At 72.2% G+C, this 16727-nt stretch carries 15 protein-coding genes and 2 pseudogenes; 8 read left to right on the forward strand and 9 right to left on the reverse strand.

All coding sequences use genetic code 11. The features are described 5' to 3' along the window. Positions 1 to 51: 51 nt before the first annotated feature. Positions 52 to 993 (forward strand): amidohydrolase family protein, encoded by a 942-nt coding sequence (locus SD460_RS21610; RefSeq protein ID WP_290057190.1) that lies wholly within the window; start codon positions 52 to 54, stop codon positions 991 to 993. 45 nt (positions 994 to 1038) lie between these two features. Here SD460_RS21610 and SD460_RS21615 read toward each other — a convergent pair whose 3' ends face one another. Beyond that, entirely contained in the window at positions 1039 to 2913 is a 1875-nt protein-coding gene (locus tag SD460_RS21615; protein ID WP_318306624.1) for a Calx-beta domain-containing protein, read from the reverse strand. A 447-nt stretch (positions 2914 to 3360) separates the two neighbouring features. Here SD460_RS21615 and SD460_RS21620 point away from each other — a divergent pair, with 447 nt between their 5' ends. Continuing rightward, on the forward strand, positions 3361 to 4182 hold the full coding sequence (locus tag SD460_RS21620) for a CPBP family intramembrane glutamic endopeptidase (protein ID WP_290057186.1): 822 nt from the start codon (positions 3361 to 3363) through the stop codon (positions 4180 to 4182). Here SD460_RS21620 and SD460_RS21625 read toward each other — a convergent pair. From SD460_RS21625 to SD460_RS21640, 4 genes are all read right to left on the reverse strand, one after another. After that, positions 4166 to 4840 carry a response regulator gene (locus SD460_RS21625; protein WP_290057184.1) on the reverse strand — a complete coding sequence of 225 codons (675 nt, stop codon included), beginning with the start codon at positions 4838 to 4840 and terminating at the stop codon, positions 4166 to 4168. The two genes, SD460_RS21620 and SD460_RS21625, sit on opposite strands and share 17 nt — an antisense overlap. Further along, positions 4837 to 5982 carry a sensor histidine kinase gene (locus SD460_RS21630; protein WP_318306625.1) on the reverse strand — a complete coding sequence of 382 codons (1146 nt, stop codon included), beginning with the start codon at positions 5980 to 5982 and terminating at the stop codon, positions 4837 to 4839. Before SD460_RS21630 ends, SD460_RS21625 begins: the two co-directional genes overlap by 4 nt. A 33-nt stretch (positions 5983 to 6015) precedes the next feature. After that, entirely contained in the window at positions 6016 to 7542 is a 1527-nt protein-coding gene (locus SD460_RS21635) for an alpha/beta fold hydrolase (protein ID WP_290057180.1), read from the reverse strand. A 146-nt stretch (positions 7543 to 7688) separates the two neighbouring features. Beyond that, a complete protein-coding gene (locus tag SD460_RS21640) occupies positions 7689 to 8459 on the reverse strand; it encodes an isocitrate lyase/PEP mutase family protein (RefSeq protein WP_290057177.1) in 771 nt (256 codons plus the stop codon). Positions 8460 to 8633: 174 nt separating this feature from the next. On the opposite strand from SD460_RS21640, the gene SD460_RS21645 reads away from it, so the two are divergent. The 5 genes and pseudogenes from SD460_RS21645 to SD460_RS46990 all read left to right on the forward strand — a co-directional run. Continuing rightward, positions 8634 to 9272: a helix-turn-helix transcriptional regulator gene (locus SD460_RS21645; protein ID WP_290057175.1), complete on the forward strand. Its 639-nt coding sequence runs from the start codon at positions 8634 to 8636 to the stop codon at positions 9270 to 9272. 85 nt (positions 9273 to 9357) lie between these two features. Then, the gene (locus SD460_RS21650; RefSeq protein ID WP_290057173.1) at positions 9358 to 10005 is read left to right on the forward strand and encodes a cutinase family protein; all 648 of its coding nucleotides are present in this window, start codon (positions 9358 to 9360) and stop codon (positions 10003 to 10005) included. A 33-nt stretch (positions 10006 to 10038) separates the two neighbouring features. Then, the gene (locus SD460_RS21655) at positions 10039 to 11193 is read left to right on the forward strand and encodes a sensor histidine kinase (RefSeq protein WP_318306626.1); all 1155 of its coding nucleotides are present in this window, start codon (positions 10039 to 10041) and stop codon (positions 11191 to 11193) included. Beyond that, a pseudogene (locus tag SD460_RS46985) lies at positions 11190 to 11822 on the forward strand (response regulator transcription factor); the annotation flags it as partial. The gene SD460_RS21655 and the pseudogene SD460_RS46985, both read left to right, overlap by 4 nt. A 141-nt stretch (positions 11823 to 11963) precedes the next feature. After that, a pseudogene (locus tag SD460_RS46990) lies at positions 11964 to 12650 on the forward strand (AfsR/SARP family transcriptional regulator); the annotation flags it as partial. Positions 12651 to 12655: 5 nt separating this feature from the next. Here the strand turns inward: SD460_RS46990 and SD460_RS21665 are convergent. The 3 genes from SD460_RS21665 to SD460_RS21675 all read right to left on the reverse strand — a co-directional run bounded on the left by SD460_RS21665 (position 12656) and on the right by SD460_RS21675 (position 14864). Then, positions 12656 to 13906, reverse strand: a complete 1251-nt coding sequence (locus SD460_RS21665; RefSeq protein WP_290057169.1) for a PHB depolymerase family esterase — start codon at positions 13904 to 13906, stop codon at positions 12656 to 12658. Positions 13907 to 14004: 98 nt separating this feature from the next. After that, positions 14005 to 14499: a roadblock/LC7 domain-containing protein gene (locus SD460_RS21670; RefSeq protein WP_290057168.1), complete on the reverse strand. Its 495-nt coding sequence runs from the start codon at positions 14497 to 14499 to the stop codon at positions 14005 to 14007. Then, the gene (locus SD460_RS21675) at positions 14496 to 14864 is read right to left on the reverse strand and encodes a hypothetical protein (RefSeq protein WP_290057166.1); all 369 of its coding nucleotides are present in this window, start codon (positions 14862 to 14864) and stop codon (positions 14496 to 14498) included. Before SD460_RS21675 ends, SD460_RS21670 begins: the two co-directional genes overlap by 4 nt. A 213-nt stretch (positions 14865 to 15077) precedes the next feature. On the opposite strand from SD460_RS21675, the gene SD460_RS21680 reads away from it, so the two are divergent. Then, entirely contained in the window at positions 15078 to 15302 is a 225-nt protein-coding gene (locus SD460_RS21680; RefSeq protein WP_318306627.1) for a hypothetical protein, read from the forward strand. 154 nt (positions 15303 to 15456) lie between these two features. Here the strand turns inward: SD460_RS21680 and SD460_RS21685 are convergent, their stop codons facing one another. Continuing rightward, positions 15457 to 16719 carry a fatty acid desaturase family protein gene (locus SD460_RS21685; RefSeq protein ID WP_318306628.1) on the reverse strand — a complete coding sequence of 421 codons (1263 nt, stop codon included), beginning with the start codon at positions 16717 to 16719 and terminating at the stop codon, positions 15457 to 15459. Positions 16720 to 16727: the final 8 nt, after the last annotated feature.

Here is a 16727-nt window from a genome sequence, read left to right on the forward strand (position 1 = left end):
TAGTCTAGCAAAGCAATAGTTAGCAAGCTAGCTATTAGGGGGCTAGGCATCATGAGCGACCGGATCGACGTCCACCAGCACCTGCTCCCGGCCCGCTACCGGGAAGCCCTCGAAGACAGCGGCGAGACCGCGGGCGGGTGGCCGACGCCCTCGTGGAGCCCGGAAGCCGCGACCGCGATGATGGACGAGGCGGGCATCGCGACCGGGGTGCTGTCCCTCAGCGCGCCGGGTGTCCACTTCGGTGACGACGCCGCGGCTCGCGACCTGGCGCGCGAGATCAACGACTTCCAGGCCGAGCTGGTCAAGGACGCTCCCAGCCGGTTCGGGCACTTCGCCGTGCTCCCGCTGCCGGACTTCGACGGCGCGGTCGCCGAGGCGGTGCGTGCCTTGGACGAACTGCACGCCGACGGCGTCGTCCTGCTGTCCAACGCCCGCGGCCGCTACCTGGGCGACCCGGCCTACGAACCACTGTGGACGGAACTGGCCGCGCGCGACGCCGTGGTGTTCGTGCACCCGGCCGAGCCGCCGATCCCGCGGCTGGCCGGGCTGCCGAGCCCGCTGCTGGACTTCCCGTTCGACACCACGCGCACCGCGCTCGACCTGGTGGCGCACGGGGTGTTCGACCGGCACCCGGCCCTGCGGATCATCCTTTCGCACGCCGGCGGCTTCCTGCCGTTCGCGGCGCACCGGTTCGCCGGAGCGGCGATGTTCAACCCCGGCACCACCCCGGACGGCATCCTGGCCGGGCTGCGGAAGTTCTACTTCGACACCGCGCTGTCCGCCACCCCGACCGCGCTGCCGTCGCTGTTCGCCTTCGCCGAGCCCGGGCACGTCCTCTACGGCAGCGATTTCCCCTTCGCGCCCAAGGAATGGCGCGGGGAGTTCGACCGGTACCTCGGCGCCTACGACGGTCCCGGCGCGGAGCGGTTCCCCGACATCGACCGCACGGCCGCGGAAGCGTTGTTCCCCCGGCTCGCCACCCCGAAGCCGTGAACCGGGGGCAGGCGGCGCGCGCCTGCCCCCGGTTCCTTCAGCGCGTCAGCGCCGGCAGGGGTTGCCCGCCGGGTGCGCGGCGGTGCCGTGCACGTCGGCCTGGGACTCCGCCAGCACGATCTTCGCCAGCGCGGTGTCCAGCGCCACCGCTTGCTGCTTCACGACGCCACCGGACACGGTCTGGCCGTTCAGCTTCAGCGAGCCGATGACCAGCGGGATGGTCAGCGGCGCCGACCCGACCGTGACCGAAACGCCGTTGATCTTCAGCGAAGCGACGTTCGAGCTGCCGGTCAGCGCCGGGGCGAGCCCGCCGGTGACCGGCTGGCAGGTCGCCGCCGCCTGGGACTGGATCACGCCCAGCTCGATCGTCAGCCCGACGGTGCTGATCACCGTCTTGTCGATCTTGGCCGACGCCTGCGCGTGGTCACCGGCCGCCGGGGCCGCGGACTGGTTGTCCGGGGTCAGGTCGGTCGAGGCGGTCAGCGCGTGGGTCTGCACCTTGATCAGGCCGGCGTTGAGCGTCGCGTCGAGGACGGTCTTGCTGTCGTCGGCGCAGGGCAGGTTCGCCGGGTTCGCCACGGCCGCGGTGATGCCGATGACGTTCGCGGCGGTGCCGGTGCAGGAGAAGGCGCCGTCGCGGTCGTCGTCGACGATCGTGCCGACGCCGGTCGGGTCCACCAGGCCGGCGCCGGCCGGTGCGGAGAGGTTCACGGTGAACGTCTCGTCCGGCTCGTCGACGGTGTCCGGGTTGACCAGGACCGTCACCGGCTTGGCCGTCTCACCCGGCGCGAAGGTGACGTCCCCGCTCGCGGCGGCGTAGTCGGCCGGCGCGACGGCGGTGCCGTTCGCGGTGGCGTAGTGGACGGTCACCGGGTTCGGGCTCGCCCCGCCGAGCAGCGACACGGTGAAGGTGGCCGGCACCGGCGCGCCGCCGGAGCCTTCGTTCACCGTGACGTCGTTGATCGCCAGGCCGAGCACGCGCACGGTCGTCGTCTCGACGAAGCCGCGTGAGACGCCGTCGACCAGGTAGTCGACCGAGCAGTGGTAGGTGCCCGGCGCGGCGTCGCCCGCGACGGCGATCGTCTCGGTGAACGTCGCGACGTCCCCGCTGGCCACCTTGGCGCTCGCCGGCGCGTTGGTGAGCGTCAGCTGCGGGTCGCAGCTGGTGACGTGCGGGGTCACCGTGACCTCGATGGACTTGATGCCGTTCAGGATGGCCTGCGACACCTGGTTCGAGGGCACGTTGTTGAGCAGCACGCCACCGGTGGCTTCGGTGATGGCCGTGGCCTGGCCCTCGAAGTCGAGGGCGCCGACGTTGACCGCGACGACGCGGATGTTCGCCGCCTTCAGCGCGGCGATCGTGTCGGCCAGCGAGTGCCCGCCGCTGGGGTCGTGCGACGGCGCGTCGCCGAACCAGGCGACGATGCGGGTGCCGTCCGGGCGGAAGGTGACCGCGCCGGTGGCCAGTTCGAAGAGGGCGTTGAGGTCGGCCTCGGGCGTGTCGCCGCCGCCACCCGCGACCCACTGGTTGATGCCCGCCTGGACCGCGCCGGTGTCCGCGGTGATGCCCTGGTTGACCTTGAACGGCACGGAGTCGGTGAAGTCCTTGTATTCGGCGACGCCGAATCGCGCGGTCGGCTGCGCGGCGAGCACGTCCCCGGTGATGGCGTTGGCGTTGGCCCGGACGTTCGAGATCGCGCCGCCCATGCTGCCGGTGGTGTCGGCGAGCAGGACGAGATCGGGGTTCGGGGGGACGGCGGAGGTGGTGACGTGCTTGGTGACGGTGGTGCTCTGCCCGGCGGCGAGCGTGAGGTCGACGGTGGCCGGATCGACCCCCGGTGGCGCGGCGGCCGCCACCGTGCCCGGGGCCAGCAGCGCGCCGACCGCGGTCAACGCGACGAAAACTGATCTTCGCGACATGGAACGTCCCTTTCGAGCACCCGGCGGAAAGCCGGATCCGGTGTGGGTTGCCTGTGAGAGACGGCAGGCGCGGCAATTCGTTAGCGGGCGGGGAAGACGTCACCCGGACCGCCCTGTGTCAAGTGTCCCAACGGGTCATGCCTGGTCAGGGGGACCCACGCAGATCAGGTCCGCACTGCGCCGAGACGTTGAAGAACCGCCGGCGATCGCCACACTCAAGAGCGACGAGACGCGCCTTTCGCGACACGGTGAGTGTGCGTGAAGGGGCTTGATCGTCGTCGGCAGGGGGTTCCGGCGTGCGAATTACCACCGGATGTCGTAACGACGGGGCCGCGGCGGTGTCCCTCTCGCGAGCTACCCGGGTGTCCGGCACGGAGTGACGCGGCGGCCCGGCTCCCGCTCCTAATCTCGCCGCACCACGGAAAAAGCCCGGCGAGAGGAACCCCGATGACCAGCCCCACCGAGCGGAAGCCGGCGCTGCGGCGCTTCCGGTTCCCCGTCCTGCTCCTGGCCACCGCCGCGCTGCTGGTCGCGGCCCGCGGGGTCGACGCGCTCGTGGCGGGGGTGCCGGTCCTGCGGTTCCTGGCCGGGCTCGGCGCGGCCGCCGGGGCCGTCTTCGCCTACCGGTGGGTGGTCCGGCGGGTCGAAAACCGCGACGACGTCGCGGAACTGGCCACCCCTGGACACTGGGGCGCGCTCGGCCGCGGCGCGCTGATCGGCGCCGGCGCCTTCCTCGCGACCATGCTGCTCGCGTTCGTCTTCACCGGCGCCGACGTCTCCGGCGGCTCGTTCTGGGCGTGCCTCGGCGCCGCCGGTGCGATGGCTTCGGTGGCGGTGACGGAGGAACTGCTGTTCCGCGGCGTGCTGCACCGCATCCTCGAACAACGCGCGGGCAGTGTCGTCGCGATCGTGGTGTCGTCGCTGCTGTTCGGCCTCACGCACCTGGTCAACGGCAATGCCACCCTGTGGGGCACGCTGGCGATCGCGGTCGAGGGCGGCGCCATGCTCGCCGTCGCCTACACCGCGACGCGGTCGCTGTGGCTGCCGATCGGCCTGCACTTCGCGTGGAACTTCCTGCAGGGCGGCGTGTTCGGCACCGCGGTCTCCGGCGCCGACACCGAACCCGGCCTGCTGCGGACCGTCCTTTCCGGACCGGAAGCGCTCACCGGCGGGTCGTTCGGCCCGGAAGCCGGCCTGTTCGCGTTGCTGTGCTGCGGCGTGGTGACGGCGCTGCTGCTGCGCCGCGCGAAGCTCATCCCGCGGCGCTGACCAGCCCGGTCCGGTAGGCCAGCACCACGGCCTGCACCCGGTCCCGCAGGTCCAGCTTGGTGAGGATCCGCGAGACGTACGTTTTCACCGTCTCCACGCTCAGCACCAGCTCGGCCGCGATCTCGGCGTTCGACAGGCCGCCGGCGATCAGCTTCAGCACCTCCCGCTCCCGCGGTGCGAGCCGGTCCAGCGGGCCGTCGGCGGGCGCCACCGGCTGGATCCGGTCGGCGTACCGGCCGATCAGCGTCCGGGTCACCGCGGGCGAGAGCAGCGATTCGCCCCTGGCGACCGTGCGCACCCCTTCGGCGAGCTCGTCCAGGGGCGCGTCCTTGAGCAGGAACCCGCTCGCCCCGGCCCGCAGCGCGTCGTAGACGTACTGGCCGATGTTGAACGTCGTGACGACGAGGACCTTCGCCGGGATCGCCGCGTCCGGGCCGGCGACGCGGCGGGTCACCTCGATCCCGTCCAGCAGCGGCATCTGGATGTCCATCACGACGACGTCCGGGCGCAGCCGGCCGATCTCGGTCAGCGCGGCGCGGCCGTTTTCGGCCTGTCCCACCACTTCCATGTCCGGCTGGGCGCCGAGCACGGCCACGTACCCCGCGCGGATGAGCTGCTGGTCCTCGCAGATCAGCACCCGGATCGGGCCGTCGGTCATCGGTCGCTCCTGACGGGGATTTCGGTCGTGGGGAACGCGGCGCGGACGCGGAACCCGTCGCCCGACGGTCCCGCGCTGAACCGGCCGCCGAGCGCGTCGACCCGGTCGCGCAACCCGGCCAGCCCGCGCCCGCCGGAGCCGAGCCCACCGGCCGCGGTCGCCGGACCCTCGGTGGTCACCTCGATTTCGAGGAGGTCCGCACCGTAGCCGACGCGTACGGTCGCGGGCCGCCCGGCGGCGTACTTGGCCGCGTTGGTCAGCGCTTCCTGCACGATCCGGTACGCGGTGAGCTCGGTTTCCGCCGGCAGCGCCGGACGTTCGCCCGCTTCGACCAGCTGGACCACCCGCCCCGGCTGCTCGACGAGGCCCCGCAGCGCGCTCAGCCCCGGCGTCCGCGCCCCGGTCGCTTCGAGGACCCCGAGCAGGAACCGCAGTTCGGTGAGGGCATCGCGCCCGGACCCGGTGATCGCCTTGAAAGCTTCGGGCGCGTTCTCGGGCGGCAGGAACCGGGCGGCGTCGGCCTGCACGACCATGGCGGTCACGTGGTGCGTGACGACGTCGTGCAGCTCGCGGGCGAGCCGCGCCCGTTCGTCCGCCGCCGCGGCCCGCGCGGTGAGCCGCCGCCGTTCGGCCTCCTGCCGTCGTCGTTGCCGCACCAGGACACCCAGCGACCAGAAGAGCACGAGGACCGCGTAGTAGACGACGAAGGGCACCAGGTCCGACGGCGACCCGCGCAAGGTGACCAGCACCGCGAAGGCGAGGTACTCCACCGAAAGCGCGACGGGCAGCGCGAGGCGGAACCGTTCCTCGCGCGCGCCGGCCGAGTAGAGCGCGAAGTACAACGCGAGGCTGGCGACCGTGGGGGTGTAGGCGAGCACTTCGTGGGCGGCGAAGGAGGTCGCGACGACCACGAGGGTCGCGGCGGGCCACCGGCTGCGCACCGCGAGGGGGAGTGTCTGCCCGAGCACGAGCAGGACGGCCGGGAGCCCGCCGTCGTGCCGGGGCAGATCCCCGAACTGAGCCCCGAGCATCGAAAGCCCCGGCACGAACGCGGCGGCGGTGAAGACCGCGGCGAGTGCCGCGTCCCGGGCGTCCGGAGTCACGCGCGCCCAGCGGTTCCGGAGACGTCCCAGCGTCGGCATGGCGGCGAGCCTAGCGAGGCAGGGCGCGGGACGTCAGTGGCGTGCGACGTCGGTGCAGTCGAGGTCCTGCTCCGGCAGCCGTCCGGTGTCCAGGAACGCCACCGTCGCGCTGTCGGCGCACGCCGAACCCTCGTGGTAGACGTAGTGGCCGCCGTTGTCGACGCCGACCAGCACCGCGCTGTCACCCAGCGCCCGGCGCAACCCGAGAGCGGAATCCCACGGGGTCGCGTGGTCGCGCCGGTTCTGCAGGATCAACGTCGTGCGCGCGCCGCCGCCGCGGGCCGTGATCGGTTTCTCGATCGGCTGGGGCCAGAACGCGCACGGCCAGATGTTCGACGGCATGCCCGCGGTCAGGGGCCAGGTCTTCCGGTCGGCCGCGGTGCGGCGGGCGTAGCCGGCGACGTCGGGGGACCACTGCGCGTCGCCGCAGGTGAGGGCCAGGAACATGGTCGCCTGGTTGTCCGCGGGCACGCCCGGGGCGGGTGGGGTTTCGGCGAACACCTGCTGGAGCACCTGGCCGTCGGCCTCGGTGACGTGGCCGTCGGCCAGGTCCGCGGCGGCCTTCCAGACCTGGGCCAGCACCGGCAGCGTGTCGTTGTGGATCAGCAGCGCGTAGGTGATGCCGCGCAGCAGTGCGCCGTTCACCGCCTGCGGGGTGCCGGGGACCGGCGCCGGGGTGCGGTCGAGGCGGTCGGCCAGCGCGAGGTAGGTCCGCGTGACCTCGGCCGGGGTGGCACCGAGCCCGAGGACGCCGTTCTGGGCGGCGGCGACGGCGGCCGCGTCGGGGAAGCGTTCGGCCATTCCCTTGCCCCAGCTCTCCGCTTCGCCGGCCCAGACGTGCGCGGGATCGACGTTGCCTTCCAGGACCACGCGATCGGTGCGGTCCGGGAACAGCGAGCGGTAGACGGTCCCGACGTAGGTGCCGTAGGACTGGCCCCAGTACGAGATCTTGGCTTCCCCGAGCGCTTCCCGGACGCGGTCGAGGTCGCGCGCGGTGTTGGCGGTGGTGAAGTACCGCAGGTCGGGTCGGGCAGCGCACTTGGCGGCCGTCGCGCGGGCCGCCTGGACGTTCGCGTCGATCGAGCCGTCGGCGGCGGGGTAGGGGAACAGCGCCGCCACGCTGGGGTTGTCGAGTCCGCAGCTCTGCGGGGTGCTGGTCCCGACGCCGCGCGGGTCGAAGCCGATCAGGTCGTAGCCGTCCAGGACGGACTTCGGCAGCGTCGGCGCCATCGCGCCGGGCGTGTCGAGGCCGGGCAGCGCCGGGCCGCCGGGGTTCAGCAGCAGGACGCCGTGGCGCTTCGCGGGATCGGTGGCGCCCAGCCGGGAGACCGCGACGTCGATCGACGGGCCGTCCGGGTGGCCGTAGTCGAGCGGGACCTTCAGTTTTGCGCAGGTGAGCCGGGGATCCCGGGTCGTGCCGGGCGCCGCCGCCGGGCACGGTCCCCACGCGAGCGCCGCGGCCGCCGGAGCGTCTTCGTCGTCCGCGCTGTCGCAAGCGGCCACGGTCAGCGTGATGACCGCCAGCGCCGCGGCGACCCTCGTGCCGCGTGTCTTCCTCATGGTGCCCGCCCTCCGGTTTTCCGCGGCGGCGCACCCTTCCGGTCCGCCGCCCGCGTTGACGGCGACGAAATTAGCGAGCAGCGGCCCGGGAAAACGTCACCCCGGAGCGAGCAGGTCCGGTAGCTCGCCCGGGGGACAACGGCGGCTCAGTTGAGCTTGCGGGTGTCGGCGGGCAGCCCGCCGCCGGCGTAGACGTCCTCGGCCAGCTTCGCGAGCGCGGTGAGCGCGACGTTCTGGCTCCACGGCCCGTAGGACACCCGGGAGACGCCGAGTTCCTGCGCGCGGGCCAGGGGGATCGAGCCCGGGATGCCGATGAGGTTGACCTTGCGCTCGCCGAGTTCGCCGACGAGCCGCGCCACCTGGTCCTCGTCGAGCTTGCCGGGCACGAAGAAGTTGGACGCGCCCGCGTCGAGGTAGGCGCGGCCGCGGGTGATCGCCTCGGCCAGCGCGGTCTCCGGGTCGGTCTTGAGGAAGGCGTCGGTGCGGGCGTTGAGCACGAAGTCGATGCCCGCCGCCTCTGCGGCCGCGACGGCGGCTTCGACGGCCTTCACGGCTTCCGCGAGCGGTTTCATCTGGTCTTCGAGGTTGGCGCCGACCGCGCCGGCCTCGATCGCCTTGGCCACGGTGCCGCCGGGGTCGCCGTAGCCCGCTTCGAGGTCGGCGGTGACCGGGAGGTCGCCCGCCGTCCGCACGATCAGGGCGATCTCGGAGATCATTTCGTCCCGCGGGATCTTCTCGCCGTCCGGGTACCCGCGCGAGGCGGCGATGCCGTGGCTGGGGGTCGCGAGGGCCTGGGTGCCGGGCGTCTCGGCGACGACCTTGGCGGTGATCGCGTCCCAGACGTTGACGACGAGGAGCAGTTCGGGTGCGGCGTGCAGCGCTTGGAGACGGGTGGCCTTCTCGGCGATCGAGGTCATGCCACCCAATCTAGGCGGGCGGCGGTTGCCCCGCCTGAGCAGGCCGAGCTCGGCCGATGACCGGACGCGGGCGTTTCATCGGAATTTCATGATCGGGCCCTAGTGTCCCCGGTCCGGGTGTGCGGGCGGGTTCGACAAGTCGACATCGGGCGTGGGGAACGAGGGGATGGCGCGATGGAGCAGGGGAGCGGGCTCAGGCTCGTCGAGGGGGCGGTGCCGGACACGGCGGTCAGCGAGGTCCTGCTCATGAGTGCCGGCACCGGTGCGGCTTCCGTGGGCGAGTTCCGCCGGATCGCCCACGCGAACCTGCGTGCGGGGGTGCCCTGCCGGGCGCTGTTCCCCGACTCGGCGCGGCTGTCGGGCACCGCGCGGGCGCTGGCACTCGCCGGCGCGCGGGTGCGCACCGACACGGAGGTGCCGATGGAGGCGTTGGTGCTCGACCGCGAGTCCGTCGTGCTGCCCGCCGAGCGGTCAGGCCGGGGATGTCACTGTGTTGCGGCCTTCCGGCTGGCCGGGATGGTCACCGCGACGGCCGGGCTGTTCGAACGGGCGTGGCGGACCGCGGTGCCGCTCGGGCCGTCGGAGGCCACCGAGGACGAGATGCTCACCGCGCGCGAACGCGACCTGCTCATGCTGCTCTGCTCCGGCAGCACCGACGAATCGGCCGCGGCGCAGCTGGGCATTTCGGTCCGCACGGTCGGGCGGATGGTCGCCGACATCATGAACCGGCTCGGTGCGCGCAGCCGGTTCCAGGCCGGGGCCAAGGCCGTCGACCGCGGGTGGGTGCCGGCCGGGTACCGCATGACCGGGTGAACCGGTTTCATCGGAATTTCATGATCGCTCGGCAGCATTCCCCGTGTCGCGGTCATTCGGGCCGCGACAACGCAAGGGGGTTGGAATGAAGAAGGTTTCGCTTTTCCTGACGGGCGTTCTCGCTTCGGCGGGGCTGGGCCTGCTTTCCCCGACGGCGCAGGCCGCGTCGTGCGACGGGACTTACACGATCGTGGTCGGCGGAACGGGGGACAACGATTCCAACGCCCCTTATTGGCAGGGCAACATCAGCCAGCGCGTCGGTTACCCGGCCCAGCCGATCGGCTACAACGCCCGCCAGGGCGTCAACGAGCTGAACCGGCTGATCCGCGACCAGCGCAACGCCTGCGGTGGCCAGCACGTCAAGGCGGTCGGGTTCTCGCTCGGCGCCGCGGTCGTGCACACCTGGGTCACCGAGAACTGGCCGACCATCGACAACGTGAACGCCGTGCTCATCGCGGATCCGAAGCGCGCGCCGGGGCCGGGCAACGCGGGCGCGGCGGGACACCCGCTGATCGCGCCCGTCGCCGGTGCCCCGCTCGCCGGGGTGGACGACTTCTTCGGGAACATCCCGACGCTGACGTTGTGCACCGATGACGTCATCTGCGACATCGACGCGGCTTCGGGCCTGCCCGGATACCTCTGGGAAGGCAAGCACGGGAACTACAACTTCAACGTCGACGTCTATTCCGACGACGCCGGCGGCCAGTGGTACAACGGCGTTTACTACCCCTGATCCCGAACCGACCCCTAGGGTGAAGCTGTGAAGATGCGGGATCGGCTGGAAGCGAGCCTCGCCGAGTCCCGCATCGCATTGCCGTGGTGGGTGGCGGTCTGCACGAACGCGTTCACCGCGTTGCTGGCCGCCACCGCCGTCGCCCAGCGGGCGGGCGTGCTGCCGGTCCCGGTGCTCGCGCTCGCCGCGCTGCTCACCGTGGCGACCAGCCTGGTCTGGCTGGGCACCGGCCGCATCCTCCCGGTCTGGATCAAGTGCGTCACGGTGGCCGGCGCGGTCGCGATCCTGCTGACCGAGCCGCGCCTGCCGGACTTCGCGCCGATCGTGCTGGTGGTGCTGGCCGCCGAGGTGGCCTCGATCGCCCGGCCCGCGGTCGCGTTCCTGTTCCTCGGGCTCGACCTCGCGGTGCTCGGCTGGGCGGCGGCCGGCCCCGGCCTGACCGGGGCGGCCGTGTACCTGGCGGCGGTGCTGCTCGGGCACTCCGGCGGGTTCATGCTCCGCTGGTACGTCCGCGCGCTGGCCGCCGAGCGCGCCGGGCGGGAGGCCGAGCGGGAGCACACGATCCTCACCGAACGCCAGCGCATCGCCCGCGAGGTGCACGACGTCGTGGCGCACTCGCTCAGCATCACGCTGCTGCACCTCACCGGCGCCCGTCGCGCGCTGCAGCAGGACCGGGACGTCGACGAAGCGATCGAAGGGCTCACCGAGGCCGAGCGGGTGGGCCGGGCGGCGATGACCGACATCCGCCGCACGGTCCGGCTGCTCTCGCACGCCCCGGCCGAACGGCACACGCTGCCGGGGGCCGGTGACATCGCCGGGCTCGTCGCCCACACCCGCGGGGCCGGCCTGGACATCCACTTCGAGCAGGAAGGCGACGCCGCCGACGTGACCGACCTGGCCGGGCTCACGCTCTACCGCATCACGCAGGAATCGCTCGCGAACATCGCCAAGCACGCCCCGCGCAGCACCGCCCGGGTCCGGCTGCGCGTCGGCCGGAACGAGGTCCGCCTGAGCGTCCGCAACACCCTGCCCGACCGGCCCGCCGAGTTCTCCGCCGACGGCTCGGGGCTGACCGGGATGGCGGCCAGGGCCGAACAGATCGGCGCCCGCCTGCGCGCCGGGCCCGACGGCGGCGACTGGCTCGTCGACCTCGCCGTTCCGCCGGCGGCGTCCGGAGCGGCACCGTGATCCGGGTCCTGCTGGTGGACGATCAGGAGCTGGTGCGGTCCGGCCTGCGCCGCATCCTGCGGCAGCGCGACGGTTTCACCATCGTCGGCGAGTGCGGCGACGGGGGCGAAGTGCCCGCGGCTCTCGCCGCGGCCGAAGCCGACGTCGTCGTCATGGACCTGCGGATGAAGCACGTCGACGGGATCGAAGCGACCCGGCGGCTGCGTGGGGCCGGTCCCCGGCCGCCGGTGCTGGCCCTGACGACGTTCGACGACGACGAGCTGCTCGCCGGCGTGCTGCGGGCGGGCGCGGTCGGGTACGTCCTGAAGGACTCGCCCGCCGAGGACCTGATCCGGGCGGTCCGGGCGGTGGCCGCGGGCGACGCGTGGCTCGACGTCGCCGTCACCGCCCGCGTGCTCACCACCTTCCGGCACTCGGCCGAGCCGGCGGCACCCGCGCCGGGATCGCTGACCACGGACGCGCTCGAGCTGCTGCGCGCGGTCGGCCGGGGCCGCACCGACGCCGAAATCGCCGCCTCGCTCGGCATTTCCGAAGCGGCGGTGAAAACCCGCTTCGGCCGCCTGATGGGGGAACTCGGCCTGCGCGACCGGGCCGCGGCCGTCGTGTACGCCTTCGACCACGGCATCGTGACGACCGCGCGGGCCACCGCCGAACCCCCGCCACCCCCGCCGCGGCCTTCGGTGGCACGGCTGCGGTTCTCGGTGCTCGGCCCGCTGCGCGCGTGGCGGGGCACGGCCGCGCTCGACCTCGGCCCGGTGCGGCAGCAGGCGTTGCTGGCCGCCCTGCTGCTGCGCCCGGACGTCGTGGTCACCGACCACGGGCTCCTCGACGACGTCTGGGGACTCGAGCCACCGGGCACCGGCACCGGCGTGCTGCCGACGTACGTGCTGCGGTTGCGGTCCTGCCTGCGCGCGGCCCACGAAACCAGCAAGGAGTCGGTGATCCGCCGCGGCCGCGCGGGCTACCTGTTCGCGAGCAACGGCGTCCGGACCGATCTCACGCGGCTGCGAGAGCTCGACCTCGAGGCGAAGGCGGCCGCGGACACCGGGGACCTGACCACCGCGGCCGAGCGGTGCGCGGACGCCATCGGGCTCTTCCAGGGCGAACCGCTGGCCGGTCTGCCCGGCCCCTTCGCCGAAGGCGAGCGGCTGCGGCTGCGGGAGTACCGGCTTTCCCTCGCGCAGCGGAAAGCGGACGCGCAGCTGCGGCTGGGCCGGTACGCCTCGGCCGCCGACGAGCTCTCCACCGTGCTCGCCGCCCACCCGCACCGCGAGCCCGTCGCGGCGCTGCTGATGCGTGCCCTCTACGCCCGCGGCCTGCGGACCGACGCCTTGGCGGTGTACCAGCGGGTCCACGACCGGCTGCGGTGCGATTTCGCGGTCGAGCCCGGCGCGGAGCTGATCCGCACCCGCGCCGCGGTGCTGGCGGGCGACGATCGTTCACTCGGCTTCGCCTGACGGCATCACCCGCCGCCGACCCGGCGGTGCTGCCGCGCCATCCACTGCCACAGGTGGGTGCCGTGAGCGCTCGGGTCGTTGCGGGCGGCGTAGATCCACGACCAGTGCCCGGGGAACTGGTGTCCGTTCCAGACGACGTGGTCGTACAGCGTCAGTTCGGCCCGCGGGATGAGGTCGTGCGCGTGGACGGAGTTGGCCAGCGGGTCGACCGTGTCGTCGTCGCGGGAGGCGATCAGCCAGGTCGGGGTGCCGATCGCGGTCAGCTCGCCGTCCGGGATCAGCGGCGGATCACCCGCCTTCCGACCGGCCACGACACCGCAGATCGGCACCGACGAAGCGAACGTGCCGGGGTAGACGGTGGTCATCTTCAGGCTCATGTAGCCGCCGTTGCTGCAGCCGGCGACGTGCACGCGAGCGGGGTCGACCGGGTGGGCGCGGACGACGTCCCGGACGATTTCGCGGATGAGCGGGGCGAAGCGGGGACCGTCGTCCATCCAGGCGGCGGTGCTTTGCGGAGCCACTACGTAAGCGCTTTCCCAGATCGCCTGCGCTTCCCGGGTGGCGAAGCCGAGGGCGCCGCGGTTGGCACGCAACGTCGTCTCGTTGTCGTAGTAGCCGTCCGGCAGGGAAGCGCCTTCTCCACCGCCGTGCAGCCAGACGACCAGCGGTCTCCGGCCTCGTCGTGGCGCGGGGGAGTAGAGCCGGTACTTCATCCCGGAACCCGAGACGTGGTAGGTGAAAGCGTCGACTTCGGGGTTGGCCAGGCGGCCTTGGCTGAACCCGGTGAAGGTGACGGGACGGCCGTGCCGCCGGACGGGAGCGTTCTGCGTGATGGTGTAGACCAGGTCGAGCCGGACGTTGCGGCCTTTGCTGTTGACGTAGCCGAGGGTGCCGCCGCCGGTCCGGCCTTCGGCGTAGCTGAGGTCGAGCACGATGTTCCCGCGGTCGAGCCGCGCGGCCGTGACGGGCCGGTCGAGGTCGTAGCCGATGTCCTGGCCGCCGGTGTCGATCGGGCTGGTGGCCTTGACGTGCACGCTGAACGTGGTGGGGGTGAGGCTCGCCGGGTCGATCGGCCCGAACCGGGCGGTGCTGAGCGTGAGCGAGGTGATCTGTTCGCCGCCGTCGAGGGTTTCGGCGCCGAGGGTGAACCGGACGTCGTCGGCGGGGGTGGCGGTAGCGAGGCCGGGCAGCGCGAGACCGGCGGTGATCCCGGTGCCGGTGATCAGGGCGGTGCGACGGCTGAACGCTTTGACCATGCGAACTCCTTTGTCCGATGCCAGCGTTCCCATCGTCACGCAGATGCCCGGCCGCCGCTACCTCCGGAACGCATACGGCGTAGGGGTACCGCGTGGTTTCACCGCCGCGGACCGCCGGTGGCCAGTGGCGTGTGCCGCAACAGCGTCAGTGCCTGTTTCGCGGCGAGCGTGAACAACCCCATCGTGATGTCCGGTTCGCCGAACACCACGAGCAGCAGGGTGGCTTCGACGGGGAAGACGCACACGTAGCCGGAACTGCCTTCGAACATGGCGCACCGCGACTCGCCGATCTTGGCCTGCGCGGTGAACTGCGCCGCGAGGCCGATGGCCGCCGCCGACATGGCGGCGACGCTGTCGGCCTCGATCGTCTCGGTGTCGTTGGCCAGCACCAGCCCGTCGTGGGTGGCCACCAGCAGCCCGGCGACCTGGTCGACCTTGTCCCGGATCCCGCGCAGGGCTTCGAGCGTCCGGGCCGGATCGGGCGACGGCGCGGTGACCGCCGGACCCGGCGGCGGTGCGGTGTTCGCGGACGAGGGCTTGCGTATCGGCAGCGGCGCACGGAGGTACGCGCTGTCGGTGTCGGCACCGCTCATACGGACAGGCTGGTCTCGATGCGCTTCAGGCTGTGCCGCGCGAGCGCCAGGTTCGCTCGTTCGCGGTCCAGCACGAGGTAGAGGAACAGGGTGGAGTTGCCCCGGGCCGACAGCGGGCGGATCACGTGGTACTGGCGGTGCAGGGTGATGAGGATGTCCTCGATCGAGTCTTCGAGACCCAGTGAAGCCATCACACGCAGTTTCGCGCGCACGACCTCGGTGTTGCCCGCCGCCGCGATGTCGAGGTCGAGCCAGTCGCCGCCACCCAGTGAACCGAGGGACATTCCGCTGTCGTAGTCGACGAGGGTGGCGCCGACGGCGCCGGGAATGTTCATCGCTTCTTTCAACGCCAGGTCGATCGTCATCGAAGGTGCTCTCCTGCCAGGTGGTCACGTGCGATTTCCCCCGGCTGTCAAGGTATGTGCCGACGGCACGTCTGAGTACGTCCGTTCGGAGCAACTTGATTTTCGCAATTCCGGTGAGTCATTCGCGTGGCCGATGATCTTGTCCGGAATTCATTTTCCGATTAACGGCGGCGGCGGGGTGTTCCGGTTGGATCTGCAATTTGCAGGTGGCAAATGGCACTCATGGCGGGCGGGCCCGCCGGCGTGCTCTCGGTGGCTGGCTCCGGCGCGTTCTCCGGCGATCGGCCGCATCCGAAGCCGCAGGTCGCCGGTGTGCTCGGCGGTGTGCTCGGCGGTGGCGAACCCGCCCGCGCCGGCGCTGCTCACGCCGCGTGGGCCACCTCGTCGCCGGGGTACGGGCCGGGCTTGGCGCGCGCTCCGCCGATCCATCGCGCGTGATGCGGCAGGCAGCCGTCGACCTTTCGGCCGGGGAGCGGCCGGCGTCGGCCAGCTCCGGCGCGTTCTCCGCCGATCCGCCGCATCCGAAGCCGCAGGTCGCCGGTGTGCTCGGCGGTGGCGAACCCGCCCGCGCGCCAAGGTCCGCCGGCGCTGCTCACGCCGCGCGGGCCACCTCGTCGCCGGGGTACGGGCCGGGCTTGGCGCGCGGCTTGCCGCCCGGGAAGGCCAGGCGCAGGATCGTGCGGTGCACCGTGCCGAGCTGGCGGGACAGCGGGCCGGTGTTGTACGGCAGGCCGTACCGGTGGCAGATGTCCCGGACCCGCGGGGCGATCTCGGCGTAGCGGCTGCTGGGCATGTCCGGGAACAGGTGGTGCTCGACCTGGTAGCCGAGGTTGCCGCTGAGCAGGTGGAACAGCGGGGAGCCGGTGATGTTGGCCGCGCCGACGAGCTGCCGGACGTACCAGCCGCCGCGGGTTTCGTCGCGGACCTCTTCCTGGCTGAACGTGTAGGTCTGGTCGGGGAAGTGGCCGCAGAAGATGATCGAGTGCGCCCACAGGTTGCGGATGATGTTGGCGGTGAAGTCCGCCCAGAACGTCGCGGCGAACGTGCCGCCGCCTTCCCGGCGCACCGCGGCGAGCTGGGCGCGCAGGGCACCCTTCCGGCGCCGGCCACGCGCCCGGTCCGCCAGCACCCGGGCCCGGGAACGGGGTTCCGGGCGCACGAGCCGTCCGGCGGCGGTCGCGGCGAGCGCGCTCACCAGCGGCCAGCCGACGTAATCTTTCAGGATCTGGTCGCGGGCCTTGCCCGAGATGCCCTTGATGTCGTGCCACACGTCCTTCAGCGGCTTCTCGCCGGCGCGGATAGCTTCGACGTCGAGGTCGTGGACCGCGACACCCCACTCGAAGAAGGCCATCAGCAGCAGGTTGTACAGCGGCTGTGCCAGGTACGCGGGATGCCACTTCTGGTGCGGGTCGATGCGCATGATCTCGTAGCCGAGATCTTTGTCCTTGCCGCGGATGTTGGTGTAGGTGTGGTGGATGAAGTTGTGCGAGTGCTTCCACGCCGCGGCGGTCGAGGCGGTGTCCCAGTCCCAAGTGGACGAATGGATGTAGGGGTCGTTCATCCAGTCCCACTGGCCGTGCAGGACGTTGTGCCCGATCTCCATGTTCTCCAGGATCTTCGCGACGGCGAGGCAACCGGTGCCCGCCGCCCAGGCCGCTTTGGACCGCGAGCCGAGCAGCAGGGCGCGGCCGGCGACCGCGATCTGCCGGTGCAGCCGGATGACGCCGGTGATGTACCGGCGATCGCGCTCGCCGAGGTCGGCGCGCACCTCGTCGTGGATGGCGTCGAACTCGCGGGCGAGTTCGTCGAGCCGCTCCGCGCTCAGGTGGGCGAACGGGTGCGTTGTCGGGGACATGGGGTTCC

The organism is Amycolatopsis solani (assembly GCF_033441515.1).
In the GTDB taxonomy this organism is placed as follows: Bacteria; Actinomycetota; Actinomycetes; order Mycobacteriales; family Pseudonocardiaceae; genus Amycolatopsis; species Amycolatopsis solani.